We start from the raw sequence: 13,996 nt of genomic DNA on the forward strand, positions 1-13,996 counted from the left end.
TTCGTAAAATTTAGGCGACATTTTACCATTTAAATTTATAAATTTAGCTAGCATGCGGGTTTTGAGGGGTTGGGCGCCAAATTTGAGCTTAAATTTGGCATTTTTATTTTTCCGTGCCAAGGTCTAAAACCGCAAATTTGTCTCAATCGTTTAAATTTATCTCTGCGCCGCCCACAAATAGCCGCTCGCAGCCCTTGGCGTGCAAGATCAGCATGAGAGGCAGCTGCGCCGCGTCTGCCTGTGCAAAACCGCCGTATAGCGCGAGGTCGGCTAGCTTGCCCTCTTTTATCTCGCCTGCGTCCAAATTTAGCGCCTTTGCCGCGTTTTTTGTCGATGCTAGGAGCAAAATTTTAGCAAGCTCAAGCGGATCAAAATCGGCGTGAATAAGCAAATTTGCCCTTAGCTCGTCAAGGAAATTTAGGCTCATATTTGAGCTAAGCCCGTCCGTGCCGATGTTTATGTTCACTCCAACATCCAGCGCGGCGCGTAAATTTAGCGTGCGTTTGCTAAGCAGCCTGTTTGAAACCGCGCAGTGCGTGAGGCTGTGAAGCTCCAGGTCAAAGCCCGAAAAATCATCGGCCCAAACGCAGTGCGTAAAGAGCGTGCGAACGCCCGCAAACATCGCTACAAACGAGCTTGGCGTATAAAGCGGGCGCGCGGCGGGGTTAAATTTGCCCAGCCACTCTTTAAAGCCTCCAGCACCTTGCTCTAGCCAGTTTTTTTCATGCTCGCTCTCCATAAAATGCGTCGAGACGACCAGCTCCCGCTCGCGGGCTAAATTTATCGCCGCAACGGCTAAATCAGGATGCGTGGAGTAGGGCGAATGCACCGAAACCGCGGGCGTAAAAAGCGGGCTTTTGCGCTCTAGAGACGCTTCAAATCGGGCGCTAAAATTTGCCAAATTTTGCTCTAGCGCGGCTTCGTTAGTGCCCAAAATTTCGTTAAAAAACACGACTCGCCCGCCGCAGTTCGCGCACGCGTCCAAATCCCCGCCAAAGCTCGATACCGCCCCAAAGCTCGCCACGCCGCTTCTTTGCATGGTTTTTATCGCGGAGGCGATGACGTCCTCGTTTGCCGCCTGCGAGAGCGCGCCGCGTGAGGCGATAACCGAGCTTAGCCACTCTAAAAAATCGCCGTAAACGAGGCTGGTCTTGTTCGCGCTAAACTCTAGGTGCACGTGCGGGTTGATGAAAGCCGGCGCCAAAACGGCGTCCGGGTGCTCGAAAAACTGCGCGTCCTCGTATCTTTTGCGCAGCTCCTCGGCCTCGCCCACGGCATGGATACGCCCATCAAAGGCGACCGCCGCATCCTCTAAAACGGTGAAATTTTCGTCGCACAGCATTGTAAATTTCGGTTTAACGATGATCATTTTTAAGCTCCTATTTTTCGTGATTGTAGCGAAAATTTAGTTTAAAAAATGTATAATCAAGGCTAAATTTAAATCTTTTAAAAGGCTAAAAATGGAAACAAAATCTAAACTAATGGTCATCCAAGGCCCGAATATCAACATGCTAGGCACGCGCGAGACCGATATCTACGGCTCGATGAAGATGGAGGATATCCACGCGCAGATGAAGCTTTTTGCCGAACAAAACGGCATCGAGATCGAGTTTTTTCAGAGCAATTTCGAGGGCGAGTTAGTGGATAAGATCCAAGAGTGCTTCGGCGAATTTGACGGCATCATCATAAACCCTGCCGCCTACACGCACACCTCTATCGCGATCCGCGACGCTATCGCAGCCGTCGGGCTTCCGGTCATCGAGGTGCATATCAGCAACATCCACCGCCGCGAAGAATTCCGCCAAAAAAGCCTCATAGCGCCGGTAACTGCAGGACAGATCGTGGGCTTTGGGCCTGTGGGCTATCACCTGGCTATGATCGCGATGCTGCAAATTTTCGAGCAGATAAAAGCGCTAAAAGCCGCGAGAGAAAACGCGGAGTAAGATAGGGCGAAGTTGAAAAATTTTATCCTAAAGGACGAAAACGCCGTATTTCACGAGTGCGGATATAGCTGCGACAACGCGATATTTTTGAGCCTCGGCGGGCGCAAAATTTTCCTCACCGATGCGCGTTATAGCATCGAGGCGCGCGAGCTTTGCTGCGGTACTGAAGTGATCGAGGTTGAGCGAAATTTGATAAAAGACGCGCGGCTGTTTTTGCGAAAGGCCGGCGTAAAGGAGCTTAGCTACAACCCCTACGATTTTAGCGCGGGCGAGTGGGAAGCTCTGAGCAAGGGGCTTAGGATAAGATTTAAGGCGCGGGCGAATTTTTCGCAAATTTCGCGCATAGTAAAAACCGAAGACGAGATAAAAATTTTAAAACAAGCGGCGCAACTAGGCGCCCAGAGATTTGACGAATTTGCCGCGTTCGTGCGCGCCGAGGGCGAAGGAATGAGCGAAGAGGAGCTGTTTTTTAACGCCGAGCTCATCTTTAAGAAAAAGGGCGAGCTTGCGCTTAGCTTTTCGCCTATCGTTGCGATCAACGAAAATGCCGCGAAGGCGCACGCTCTGCCGAGCAAAAAGCGGCTACGGCATGGCGATTTGCTCCTGCTTGACGCGGGGGTTAAATTTAATCGCTACTGCTCGGATAGGACGCGCACGGCGTACTTTGATGAAAATTTTAACTTCGGCAAGGAGCAAAATTTTAAAAACGCCAAACGCCAAGAAATTTACGAGATCGTAAAAGAGGCGCAAGCACTAGCGATCGCGGCGGTTATGCCTGGCAAAAAAGCGCGTGAGATAGATGCGGCGGCTAGGGATTTTATCGCTGCTCAGGGCTTTGGCGAAGCGTTTTTCCACAGCACGGGACACGGCGTCGGAGTCGATATCCACGAGCTTCCGTTTATCTCAAAGCGCGCAGAGACCGTGCTAAAAGAGGGGATGGTCTTTAGCGTGGAACCGGGGGTCTATCTGCCCGGCGAGTTTGGCGTGCGCATAGAGGACGTCGTGGTCGTGCGCGAAAACGGGGCTGAAATTTTATGAAAGCCGGCAAGCTAAACTCGCATGGCGAAATTTTGGGCGAAAGCAGAATTTCGGCGCAAAAATTTAGCCGAAATTTAACGCGCGGATCTATGAAATCGGGGCGTAATTTTAGCGCGCGCAAATTTATGAAAGACGCCGTGAAATGAAGATAACGGGGGCGAGGCGCTTTAGCAAATGCCTCTTTTTCCCGAAGGTTTTTGATTTTAAACCGGGCTTTAAAAATAGCGTTATTTTGGGGCTCGGCGGCAATATCGGCGACGTGAAAAAGCGCTTTTGTCGGCTGCATTTTAAACTAAGCCGAGACGGCAGGTTTCACGTCGTAGAAAACTCGGCTCTCCTCATAAACGAGGCGTTTGGGTTTAAGGAGCAGGCGGATTTTACGAACGCCGTAACGCTCGTACAAACGAGCCTTGCCGCGAGGCAAATTTTAAAAATAACGGCAAATTTGGAGAGGCGTTTCGGACGCGTGCGAAGCTTTAAAAACGCGCCTAGAACGCTTGATATAGATATTTTGTATTTTAGCGGACAAAATAGAAACGACGCGCGGCTGGCGCTACCGCATCCGGGCGCAAAAAGCAGAATCAGCGTGATTTTGCTGCTTGGGACGATGAAGCGCGTTTGTAAAAGCGGAGTTAAATTTTAAAATTTAGCGGCTGCAAAGCCTAAATTTGAAGCGGGAACGAAAAATGCATAGCCTTTGCCGCGACGATTTGGGCTAGAGGCGGCTAAATTTAGCGAGAAACGAAGGAGAAGATTTGGCGACGAAGTTTTATACGTTTACCGGCGAGAGCAGTATGGAGGCGCTAAAAAAGGCGCAGGCTCAGTGCGGCGAGAGGGCGATCTTGGTAACGACGAAGCAAATCCAGCCAAAGACGATAAACAAAAAGCCGCTTTATGAAATTTTAGTCAGCGTCGAAGAGGACGCGAGCGAGCAGAAAAAAAATCAGCCCCAAAAGCAAAATTTAAAGGGCTACGAGGAGTTTTTGCGCGCTCAAACGCCAAAGGAAGAAAGACCGCAAAAGATCATTTTAGACGAGCGCGAGCTTTTTAGAGCCGAGCAGCAAAACGCCAAAGCGGCGGTAAATTTGACCCAAAATTCCGCAAGAACCGCGCCGGGGAATCAAAACTACAAAACCGCTCAAAACAGCGGCGAGGACATACTCCTAAACATCTCAAAAGCCGCAAAAGAAATAAGTCAGATAGCAAATATCGAAACCGCGCCGGGCCGTCAGGATCAAATTTACGACAAAAAGATCGATGACGTCGCAAGGCAGGTAAGTATGCTTAGCGAAAAAGTAAATATGATAGCCGATATGTTCTGGGAAGAACGAGCGAGCGCCAGAAACAACCTAATCATACCGCCCGAGTTTGCCGGCATCTACAAAGACGCCAAAAATAGCGGCATGAAAGAAGAACACCTAGAGCAGATAATGAAAATAACCGCGGAAAATATGTCGCCTCAGATGAAGGCTAATCCGACCGCGGTGAGGAGATATTTCAGCTCGCTGCTTAGAAAGATGCTTCCGTGCAGGAGCGAAGAGGACAACAGAAAACAAAAGATCATGATGCTGGTTGGGCCTACCGGAGTTGGTAAAACTACGACTCTGGCCAAGCTCGCGGCAAGATTTGCCTACGGCGAGGGCAGACGCGCGAAAACTGGTATCATCACGCTTGATACCTACCGTATCGGCGCGGTCGAGCAGCTGTTTCAATACGCAAAGATGATGAAGCTGCCAATCCTTGACGTTATCGAGGTAGAGGACTTTAAAAACGCGCTAAAGCAGCTAAATCACTGCGAAGTGATCCTCATAGACACCACGGGCAGCTCGCAGTACGATAAAGAAAAGCTAGCTAGGCTTGAAATGTTTTTAAAACATAGCGACGCGCAAATAGATGTAAATTTGGTGCTTTCGGCGGGCTCAAAGATCGATGATATGCTCGAAATTTACAACGGTTTTAGCTTCCTTGACATCGACACCCTGATCATCACCAAATTTGACGAAACCAAAATTTTCGGTAACGTATTTTCGCTAGTTTACGAGATAAATAAACCCGTTAGCTTCTTTTGCTTAGGGCAGGAGGTACCTGATGATATCATGGTAGCAAAAAGCGAGTTTTTGGTCGATTGCCTCTTGCAAGGGTTTAATAAGGATAAAAAATGAACACTCAAGCCGAGAAATTAAAAGATATAGTAGCGTCTAAATCAAATGCAAAAAACACGCGCTTCATCGCCGTAACCAGCGGCAAAGGCGGCGTTGGCAAGAGCACCATAAGCGCAAATTTGGCAAATATCCTCGCTAGAAACGGCTACAAAGTCGCGCTTTTTGACGCGGATATAGGGCTAGCGAATTTAGACGTCATCTTAAACGTGCGTATGAGTAAAAATTTGCTCCACGTGCTAAAAGGCGAGTGCTCGCTAAAAGATATCTTGATCGAGGTAAAGCCGAATTTGACGTTGATTCCTGGCGAGAGCGGAGACGAGATACTTAAATTTAACAACCAATTTTTATACGAGCGCTTTTTCGAGGAGTCCTCGAGCCTTGACGAGCTTGATTTTATCATCATCGACACGGGTGCGGGCATCGGCGGAAATACGCGCTTGTTTTTAGAGGCCGCAGACGAGGTTATCGTCGTCACCGTGCCCGATCCAGCCGCGATCACCGACGCTTATGCGGTCATAAAAGTGACTTCAAAAAACAAAGACAACATCTCGATGCTTTTTAATATGGTAAAGAGCGAAAAGGAGGCGGTTAGGATATTTGAACATATCCGCAAGGTGGCCAAGGCAAATATCGAAAATCCGCTAAATTTGGAGTTTTTAGGCGCTATCAGCGAGGATAAAAACGTATCTCGCAGCATAAAACAGCGCACACTTTTTACCGATGACAGTAAATTTGACGCTGCTAGTATGGAGCTTGAGCAGGTGGCGTCAAAGCTACTTTATAGATTGGAACAAAAAGTGCTTAATCCAAACGTAACCAATAGCTTTAGCGGCTTTTTTAGGCGGTTAATAGAGCAATTTTAAATTTAGGATTTTACTTTGAGAGCGGAAAATTTTATAGCGTTTTTTACGGTTTGCGGATTTTTCATCGGCGTGACTTTTTCGACGTTAAAGCTGAGCGACCCGATCGATATGCTGATTTATACGTTTTTAGTCACGTTTTTTTTCTATCTTTTGGTGCACGTGGTTATTATAAATTATTTAGACGTCAAAGCATCGTTAAAAAGGCGGTTTGACAAGGAACTATACGAGCAAAGGGCCGATTATCTAATCGGCGAACTAGGCCTTAGGGAAAAGCGAATAGATAATCTCTTAAGCAAGCTCGCCAGCGAAAATATACTGATAAAACAAACGTTAAATAAGAGCAACGAAAGTAATGCAAAAGCCGCCTAATCCATACGCCCAGACGATAAAAAAGGAGCAAGACGACATCGTGCTAGCCTATATGCCCGCTCTTCGCGCGATGGCTTTTAGGCTAAAGGAGCGCTTGCCCTCTCATATCGACGTTAGCGACCTGATCGGAGCAGGGCTTGAGGAGATGGTGAAGCTCTCCAGAAAATACGACAAAGAGCAAAACGACTCGTTTTGGGGCTACGCGCAAAAGCGAGTTTACGGTGCGATGCTTGATTTTTTACGCAGGCTTGACGTGGTTAGCCGCTCGGACCGCACTTTGGTAAAGTCTATCGAGACTCTCGTAGATGAGTATTTTAATAAATTTGAGCACGAGCCCGACGATGCGTATATCGCAGGCAAGCTGGGCATCGATGTAGAAAAAGTAAGCGAAGCAAGAAACGTGAGCGCGGTCGTCGCCGTCTTAAATATCGATGATCAAATGGAGCTAATGAGCGAGGAAAATACGCTCGAGCAGGTCGAAAAAGAGGACTTGATAGAAAAGATAGCTCAAATTTTAAACGAATTTGAGGAGCGCGATCAGCTCATCGTGCAGCTTTATTATTACGAGGAGCTCAGTCTAAAGGAGATTAGCGAAATTTTGGGTATCACCGAGAGCAGGATCTCGCAGATCCATAAGCGCTTGATGGATAAAATAAGAAAAAAGCTTGAGGGCAAATAATGGCGGACATTTTAAGTCAAGAAGAGATAGACGCGCTGCTTGAGGTCGTGGATGACGAAGAGGCGAGCGAGTCGATCGGCGAGGGCGGCAAAGAAGAGCAGCGCCAGGTAATAATCTATGATTTTAAACGCCCAAACCGCGTCAGCAAAGAGCAGCTGCGCGCGATAAAGGGCATACACGACAAGCTCGCGAGAAATTTGGCTTCTCAAATTTCAAGCGTTATGAGAAGTATCGTGGAGATCCGCCTGCACAGCGTGGATCAGATGACCTACGGCGAGTTTTTGATGAGTTTGCCGAGTCCGACTAGCTTTAACGTCTTTTCGATCAAGCCGCTTGACGGCAACTGCGTTTTGGAGATAAACCCGAGCATCGCATTTCCGATGATAGATCGCCTGCTGGGCGGCAACGGCGAGGGCTTTGAGGCTAGCAGAGAGCTAACCGATATCGAAGTAAATTTGCTTGACGCGATCCTAAGGATGATGATGCAGCGCCTAAAAGAGAGCTGGTCGATGATCACCGATATGTATCCAAACGTCGAGGCTAAAGAGAGCAGCCCGAACGTCGTGCAAATCGTCAGCCAAAACGAGATCGTGATAATGGTCGTCATGGAGATCATCGTAGGAAATTCCAGCGGTATGATAAATATCTGCTATCCGGTTATCTACCTCGAGCCGATACTAAGCCGCCTGGCTAACCGAGACATAATGCTTGGCGAAACGAGCGCGAAAAAGAGCCGAAACAAAGAGCTAAAAACGCTGATCGGGCGCGCTGAGGTGCTGTATGAGGCGATACTGGGCAAAAGCGTCGTTAGCGTAAATGAGTTTTTAAATTTAAAAGAGGGCGACATACTGCGCCTTGACCGCTCGGCAAACGACAAAGCTATCGTCACGATCGATAAAAAAGAGGTGTTTTTGGCCGAGGTCGGGCTACATAGATTTAGAAAATCTATCCGCATAGAAGAGCTCATCAGGAGCGACAAAGACGAGATCAAAAACATCCTAGAGCAGTACGAAGAAGAGCGCAAAGCAAAGCTAATGAGCTACGAGCAAGAAGACGAAGAAGATGAGGATAATATATTAGGCGGGGGTGAAGACGATGAATGATTTTTTGAAAATTTTCGTAAATGAAGTAAAGGCTACGATCGAGGGACTAACGGGCAAAACGCCTGAAATAGGCGAGAGGAACGAATACGACGCGCCCAAGCAAGAAGGCATCAAGCCGCCTCTAGTCGTGGCAAACGTGACCGTCGGCGGCGACGTGACCGCAAAGATGATGCTGGTGGCCACGCCGGTGCTAATGAGCGCGATCGGCGAGTGGATGCTCGGAGAAGAAGAGATCTCGCGCAACGAAAATTTAAGCGAGGACGAGCTGGACGCCGCAAAAGAGGTATTTTCAAATATCCTCGGCGCATTTTCCACGAGCCTTGGCGCACAAAAGGGTATGCCAAAGCTAAATTTCGAGGTCGCGAAGGTAAATTTTCTCGACGAGAGCGCGAATTTAGACGTAAGCGCATTTGAAAAAATTTACATTTACTCGGTTAAAATCGGAGACGTCAGCGAGCATATCGCCGTCGTGCTTGATTTTGCCTTAGTTAAATTTTTAAACAAAGATCAAAAAGAGTCCGCCCAACAAGCAGCTACCGCAAAAAGCGATCTAATCGCCGAGGAGATGCGAAATATCGGGCTCATTATGGACGTGCGCCTGCCGCTTCACGTGCGCATCGGCTCCAAAAGGATGCTGCTAAAAGACGTGCTCACGATGGACATAGGCTCGGTCATTGAGCTAAATCAGCTCGCAAACGACCCGCTTGAAATTTTGATCAGCGACAAGGTCGTGGCCCTAGGCGAGGTCGTCATCGTGGACGGCAACTTCGGCATCCAGATCACTCAGATCGGCACGAAAAAAGAGCGTCTCGAGCAGCTTAGATAAGGTTAAATTTAGAAATTAAATCCGGCTTCGTTTTAGCTCGTGCTCAAATTTGACGGCGTTTTAGCTAAATTTGAATGCTGAATTTACGACATAAATTTGCCAGGCACCGCTCGCCCTGCCGTATTTTTAAAATCCGGCACTTAAATTTTACGCGGTAGGCGACAAAAGCGGCGATTTAGCGTAAATTTGAGGCGAGTCGGGCTTTCAAATTTAAATCGCTCGCTCAAAATCGCCATCCTCCCAAAGCGCAAGCCAAATTTACGGGCAAATTTAAAGCCGCCCTATTAAACTCGCGAATTTAAACCTTGCTTGAATGGTTTCGTCAAATTTGGCCGCCATCCGCGTGTCATTTGTTTTTAAATCCATTTTAGCTATTATTGCCTTTGCGCTTACGAGCTAAATTTTGACGCTTTTTGCGGCTTGCGCAGGTTTAAACTAAACAAAAGAGAAATAATGGATGAAATTTTAAACGATCTGGCCAAATTTAGGGATTTTGCTACTTATAAAAATCCAAGCGTTACGTTTTTCGGTTCGGCTAGATTTGATGAGAGCAGCAAATACTGTAAAATGGCTTTTAGCCTTGCAAAGGAGCTTGCAGACGGCGGTTTCGCGGTCGTTAGCGGCGGAGGGCCGGGCGTGATGGAAGCGGCCAATAAAGGAGCGTACGAGAGCGGCAAAAGTCCGTCGATAGGCCTAAATATCGTGCTTCCGTTTGAGCAAGTGACAAACAGATACGCCACGAGCAACTTCGTTTTTTCAAATTTATCCGCTCGCAAATTTGCCCTCATCGAGCGCTCGAGAGCGTTTTTGGTATTTCCGGGCGGCTTTGGGACGCTTGACGAGCTGTTTGAGATCCTGGTGCTCGCGCAAATCGGCGCTAAAAAAGCTAAAATTTTCCTCATCGGAAGCGAGTTTTGGGGTAAGCTCGATGATTTCATCAAAACCACGTTGATACACGAAAAAGCCGTCAGCGAGGAGGATCTGTCGCTTTATACGATCAGCGACGATCTGAACGCAGTGCGGGACGAGATTTTGGGGATTTTAAACTAATCGGGAGCAAAAAACGGAATGGTGGGCTTTGCCGGCTTTGCCCGCGATCGCTTCGAGATTGATTTTAAGCCAAAGCGGCGCTAAATTTATCAAATTTTGCGTCGGCCTCGTTGCGTTTGATATTTTATATTTTGCGCTTTTTAAAAAGTTAATTATTGCAAATCGTCTTTATATTTGTGTTTTCGCGTTTTTAAAAGCGCATCATCTTAAACTGTCTTTTAAAATTTATAATTCCCGTTTTTGCCGCACCCGCTTTGTTTGTCTGCGACTTTTTAACGTGCTTTTTGGTTGCGGTATGCTGCCTTCCGATTTTGAAGCGCTGTGCGGTTCGGCCACGATGATGGTGCTCCTCGCATATAAAAATTTAAAACTCGGCAAAATAACGGCGTCTAAAAAAGGCAGCCTTCTAGTTTGTGTCTTGGCCGCGTCTTGCGCTTTTTGCGGAGGCTTGCTTGATGCGACGGTCGCGGGCTTTGCTCTTGCGGCTTGCTTTTACGGCTGCCTGGATAGGGTAAATTCGCCGCCTTCAAGCTAATTTTTGGCGCCTTACGCAAGCGGACTCGTCGCGCGTATAAATAAATTTGCCCGCGTTTTTGGTGTATTTTGTAGCCGAATTTTACAAATTTTAGCCTGTTTGCGCGAGCTTTGTCTTTCGCGAACGAACTTTTAAAATTTATAAAATTTTACCCTTGCCCGTTTTGTTCGCTTTCGTGTCAAATTTATCAAATTTGACCGCATTAATTTGCGGCTTTAAATTTGTCGCCGTCGTTTTACCGTAAATCACAGAGCCGAGCAATCGTCAAAAAACTATGATACACAAGCTAAATAGCCGCCCGGCTCGCGGTTATAGCGCAAATTTTATAGCGCATTAAGCTATTTTTTATATAATCGCACCCAATTATACGAATTTGTCTTATTGCGGGACTAAGGTGAGATTTGTAAATTTGCAAATATTTTTACAAAAGATCAAAGCGATGAATCGCGAGACGAATTTAAGCGTTGCGCGGAAATTTTTGCGTCAGAGCTGGGCGCGTAGCCTGCCGCAGACCGCAAATTTCAAACCCCGTAAAAAGTGCTAAAAAGACAAGCTCTCGCAATAGGAAAGAAAAATGAAAATCTTAATGGCTATGAGCGGCGGCGTCGACTCCACCATGGGCGCAAAAATGCTGCTGGAGGCGGGTTACGAGGTCGTGGGCTGCTATATGAAACTACACAAAAAGCCTGGCTATCACGAGCAAAACATCGGCAAAGTGGCCCGCGCGTGCGAGTACCTGGGCATAAACTATCACGTGATCGATCTGCAAGACGAGTTTGACAGATACGTCTATACGCCCTTCGTCGGCGCCTACAAAGAGGGCCGCACGCCAAATCCCTGTGCGCTTTGCAACCGCTTTATAAAATTCGGCGAGCTGTTAAAATTCGCCAAAAGTATCGGCTGCGAAAAACTCGCCACCGGCCACTACATCCGCGTTCAAGACGGTCTGATCAGAGTCGCCGCCGATCCTAGCAAAGACCAGAGCTATTTCGTCGCGCAGGTGCCAAAAGAGATAATCGCCGATATGATTTTCCCGCTCGGGGACAAATTTAAAAAGGATATAAAAGAGCTGGCAAAATCTCTGCCGAGTTTTCGCGAGTACGGCGAGCAGGCCGAGAGCAGCGAGATTTGCTTCGTCGAGGATACCTATATCGAGGTGCTAAACAAACACTACGAGACCGACTTGCCGGGCGACGTGGTCGATAGCGCGGGGCGTGTGATCGGGCGGCACAACGGCTATATGCACTACACGATCGGCAAGAGGCGCGGATTTGAGGTGTTTGGGGCGCACGAGCCGCATTTCGTGCTCGCTATCGACGCGGCAAATAACCGCATCGTCGTAGGTCCCAAAGAGGAGCTTGAGCGCGGCAAGATCGCGGTAAATAGCCTAAATTTGTTCATAGACGAGAGCGAGTTTGACTGCGACGTCAAGGTGCGCTACCGCAGCATCGGACTAAACGCGCACGTAAAAGTGCTTGAGGGCGGCACTGCCGAGGTCGAGCTAAAACAGAGCGCATTTGGCGTGGCTAGCGGGCAGCTGGCGGTATTTTATAGAGGCGAGCTGGTTATCGGCAGCGGATTTATACTGTAAATTTTATCTTAAATTTGATCGCTTCGGGCGGTCGAATTTGTCAAATTTGGATCGGCGTTTGCGGGCAGAGGCTGGCCAAATTTGCCTGCGTTTGATCAAATTTAAGATCTAGTCAAATTTACCGCCCGCCGCGCAAAATCCTCAAATTTTCTTTATTTTACGGTCTGCTTTCATGCTTCAAATTTAGCCTAAAATCGCTAAAATATACAAAAATAATCAAAGGACGCAAGATGAATCCAAAAGAGATCGCCGAGGAACTCATCATAAAAATGATCAACGCCGCTGATCGCAAGCAAACCCAGCGCGTGCGCGGAGTGCTTCGCCGACGTCGTATTCGTTGATCACTCGAGCCTAAACGGCATGCGCGGCGCGCTAGTGAGCGCGGACGAGTTCGTGACGTCGTGGCAGCAGCTGCTCGAGGACGCGCAGACCTACGCTTCGCTTAGCAACTTTGAACTATTGCCCGCGCAGGAAAGCATCAGCGCCGAGTACCACGCGCATATTTTATACGGCGCCCGGCGCCCGGCCGTGGGAGATATTCGGCCGTCAAATTTTTGAGATATTTAGGGTTTCGGGCGAGTACAAGATTACTTCGTTTCAGTTCGTCGCCGCCGCGCAAAGGGGCAACAAAAACTTCCTAAAAGAGCTACAAACGCGTAAAAAACGCTCGAAGCTCGGTCAAATTTACAATAAATTTAGCGGGAAAAAGTGAAATTCGTTTTATGCGCGCGAGGCTTTGAACCGTAAATTTACGCCTAAATTTATCGGCACCCCCCTCCCGCAAAAATGCTAATTTTATTTTCAGTAATCGCAAGCCTGCTAAGCCGTCAAATTTACCTCTTACTTAAAAATGTCAAGGCTCAAATTTAACTCGTCTATGATAGATAAAAGCTCTGAAATTTCCTTTTTGATCTGCTTTCCGTCGTAAAGGCTAGCGGGCGTCAAAAGATATCTTGCCTCTACTTTATCATCCGTAAAAACTCTAAATTCATCGTTAAAAAGAGTATCATCCATCCGCTCTTTTTCGCCTAAAAATTTAGTATTTAGCGTGCGGCTCGCGACTATAGTTTGTCCGCTAAATTTCTTGTAAAACTCGCAGACTAAAACCGAGCCGCTAAAGGCCTGTATATCTTTCATCATCTTCCATACAAAAACTACCGCGGATAGCAAATTTAGCGTCGCCGAGTCGCCTAGTTTTAGTTTGGCGTCCCTGGGTATGCTTATAGCTTCGCTAAGATTAAATTTGACGCCGTTATGCGTTCCGCTGATTTGATCTTCGGCGTGAATTCATCCGGCGAATAAATGCCGATCCTGCGAAATTCTTTACGGCTGATGCCGGCATTCGGTTCGTAGCTAAAATTTGGACCCACTTCGCAGATAGCTGCACGGACGAAAACGTCTTTGTAAAACGCTTTGTAATCCCCCAGCTCATAGATCACTCGGCCCCTGTTAGCCATTAGCGTGACAAGAAAAACGGGATGTAGATAATGATGAAAAATAGCGAAGCAAGGTCGCTATCCAAGAGATACTTTGCGGCAAATCCGCCGCCTACGGGCAGGATAACTATAAACAAAACCCCTAAAAACAGATACTTTGCAAATGCGCATCCACACTCTTTTTGCTTTTTTGCGGTGGCAACTATGGCTTTGTTTGTGTTCAAATTTGCCTTTATCTAAATTTACGCAGCGGACGGCTTGCATTTCTTTTTCGCTCGCGGTCAAGCGAATTTTAGCGAAATTTACGCCGTAAAGGTGCGGGTTTGGGCGAGCAAGCAGCTAAATTTAAAGAAAAATCGGTCAAATTTGACCGAAAATAAAAGAAGTTAAGCCGAATCAAA

At 47.5% G+C, this 13,996-nt stretch carries 17 protein-coding genes; 13 read left to right on the forward strand and 4 right to left on the reverse strand.

Annotation, left to right across the window (positions count from 1 at the left end; translation table 11 throughout):
* Nucleotides 1–142: 142 nt before the first annotated feature.
* Nucleotides 143–1,369 carry an aminofutalosine deaminase family hydrolase gene (mqnF, locus tag CRECT_RS01275; protein WP_002945939.1) on the reverse strand — a complete coding sequence of 409 codons (1,227 nt, stop codon included), beginning with the start codon at nucleotides 1,367–1,369 and terminating at the stop codon, nucleotides 143–145.
* Between the two features lie 91 nt (nucleotides 1,370–1,460).
* Here mqnF and aroQ point away from each other — a divergent pair, with 91 nt between their 5' ends.
* The 13 genes from aroQ (at nucleotide 1,461) to CRECT_RS01340 (ending at nucleotide 12,717) form a co-directional block, all read left to right on the forward strand.
* Nucleotides 1,461–1,943, forward strand: a complete 483-nt coding sequence (aroQ, locus tag CRECT_RS01280) for a type II 3-dehydroquinate dehydratase (protein WP_002945929.1) — start codon at nucleotides 1,461–1,463, stop codon at nucleotides 1,941–1,943.
* Between the two features lie 12 nt (nucleotides 1,944–1,955).
* Nucleotides 1,956–2,981, forward strand: coding sequence for a M24 family metallopeptidase (locus CRECT_RS01285; RefSeq protein WP_002945938.1), 1,026 nt, complete (start codon nucleotides 1,956–1,958; stop codon nucleotides 2,979–2,981).
* 142 nt (nucleotides 2,982–3,123) lie between these two features.
* Nucleotides 3,124–3,624, forward strand: coding sequence for a 2-amino-4-hydroxy-6-hydroxymethyldihydropteridine diphosphokinase (folK, locus tag CRECT_RS01290; RefSeq protein WP_002945928.1), 501 nt, complete (start codon nucleotides 3,124–3,126; stop codon nucleotides 3,622–3,624).
* A gap of 112 nt (nucleotides 3,625–3,736) precedes the next feature.
* Complete coding sequence (gene flhF / locus CRECT_RS01295) at nucleotides 3,737–5,143, forward strand: flagellar biosynthesis GTPase FlhF (RefSeq protein WP_002945949.1); 1,407 nt, start codon at nucleotides 3,737–3,739, stop codon at nucleotides 5,141–5,143.
* On the forward strand, nucleotides 5,140–6,006 hold the full coding sequence (locus CRECT_RS01300) for a MinD/ParA family protein (protein ID WP_002945964.1): 867 nt from the start codon (nucleotides 5,140–5,142) through the stop codon (nucleotides 6,004–6,006). The genes flhF and CRECT_RS01300 overlap by 4 nt, the downstream gene beginning before the upstream one ends.
* Nucleotides 6,007–6,021: 15 nt before the next feature.
* Complete coding sequence (locus CRECT_RS01305; protein ID WP_002945940.1) at nucleotides 6,022–6,375, forward strand: hypothetical protein; 354 nt, start codon at nucleotides 6,022–6,024, stop codon at nucleotides 6,373–6,375.
* The gene (locus CRECT_RS01310) at nucleotides 6,359–7,054 is read left to right on the forward strand and encodes an RNA polymerase sigma factor FliA (protein WP_002945958.1); all 696 of its coding nucleotides are present in this window, start codon (nucleotides 6,359–6,361) and stop codon (nucleotides 7,052–7,054) included. Before CRECT_RS01305 ends, CRECT_RS01310 begins: the two co-directional genes overlap by 17 nt.
* Nucleotides 7,054–8,157, forward strand: coding sequence for a flagellar motor switch protein FliM (fliM, locus tag CRECT_RS01315; RefSeq protein WP_002945945.1), 1,104 nt, complete (start codon nucleotides 7,054–7,056; stop codon nucleotides 8,155–8,157). The genes CRECT_RS01310 and fliM overlap by 1 nt, the downstream gene beginning before the upstream one ends.
* The gene (gene fliY, locus CRECT_RS01320) at nucleotides 8,150–8,983 is read left to right on the forward strand and encodes a flagellar motor switch protein FliY (RefSeq protein ID WP_002945960.1); all 834 of its coding nucleotides are present in this window, start codon (nucleotides 8,150–8,152) and stop codon (nucleotides 8,981–8,983) included. The genes fliM and fliY overlap by 8 nt, the downstream gene beginning before the upstream one ends.
* A 453-nt stretch (nucleotides 8,984–9,436) precedes the next feature.
* Nucleotides 9,437–10,033 (forward strand): LOG family protein, encoded by a 597-nt coding sequence (locus CRECT_RS01325; RefSeq protein ID WP_039888641.1) that lies wholly within the window; start codon nucleotides 9,437–9,439, stop codon nucleotides 10,031–10,033.
* Between the two features lie 295 nt (nucleotides 10,034–10,328).
* A complete protein-coding gene (locus tag CRECT_RS01330) occupies nucleotides 10,329–10,568 on the forward strand; it encodes a hypothetical protein (RefSeq protein ID WP_124850339.1) in 240 nt (79 codons plus the stop codon).
* A gap of 574 nt (nucleotides 10,569–11,142) precedes the next feature.
* Nucleotides 11,143–12,159 carry a tRNA 2-thiouridine(34) synthase MnmA gene (mnmA, locus tag CRECT_RS01335; RefSeq protein WP_002945962.1) on the forward strand — a complete coding sequence of 339 codons (1,017 nt, stop codon included), beginning with the start codon at nucleotides 11,143–11,145 and terminating at the stop codon, nucleotides 12,157–12,159.
* A 375-nt stretch (nucleotides 12,160–12,534) separates the two neighbouring features.
* Nucleotides 12,535–12,717 carry a hypothetical protein gene (locus CRECT_RS01340; RefSeq protein ID WP_157752401.1) on the forward strand — a complete coding sequence of 61 codons (183 nt, stop codon included), beginning with the start codon at nucleotides 12,535–12,537 and terminating at the stop codon, nucleotides 12,715–12,717.
* Nucleotides 12,718–12,999: 282 nt separating this feature from the next.
* Here the strand turns inward: CRECT_RS01340 and CRECT_RS01345 are convergent, their stop codons facing one another.
* The 3 genes from CRECT_RS01345 to CRECT_RS01355 all read right to left on the reverse strand — a co-directional run bounded on the left by CRECT_RS01345 (nucleotide 13,000) and on the right by CRECT_RS01355 (nucleotide 13,819).
* Nucleotides 13,000–13,296 carry a DUF3137 domain-containing protein gene (locus CRECT_RS01345; protein ID WP_171992658.1) on the reverse strand — a complete coding sequence of 99 codons (297 nt, stop codon included), beginning with the start codon at nucleotides 13,294–13,296 and terminating at the stop codon, nucleotides 13,000–13,002.
* A gap of 83 nt (nucleotides 13,297–13,379) precedes the next feature.
* Nucleotides 13,380–13,598, reverse strand: a complete 219-nt coding sequence (locus CRECT_RS01350) for a hypothetical protein (RefSeq protein ID WP_171992659.1) — start codon at nucleotides 13,596–13,598, stop codon at nucleotides 13,380–13,382.
* A gap of 17 nt (nucleotides 13,599–13,615) precedes the next feature.
* Nucleotides 13,616–13,819: a hypothetical protein gene (locus CRECT_RS01355; RefSeq protein WP_002945305.1), complete on the reverse strand. Its 204-nt coding sequence runs from the start codon at nucleotides 13,817–13,819 to the stop codon at nucleotides 13,616–13,618.
* Between the last annotated feature and the right edge of the window lie 177 nt (nucleotides 13,820–13,996).

This window comes from Campylobacter rectus, assembly GCF_004803795.1.
Classification (GTDB): domain Bacteria; phylum Campylobacterota; class Campylobacteria; order Campylobacterales; family Campylobacteraceae; genus Campylobacter_A; species Campylobacter_A rectus.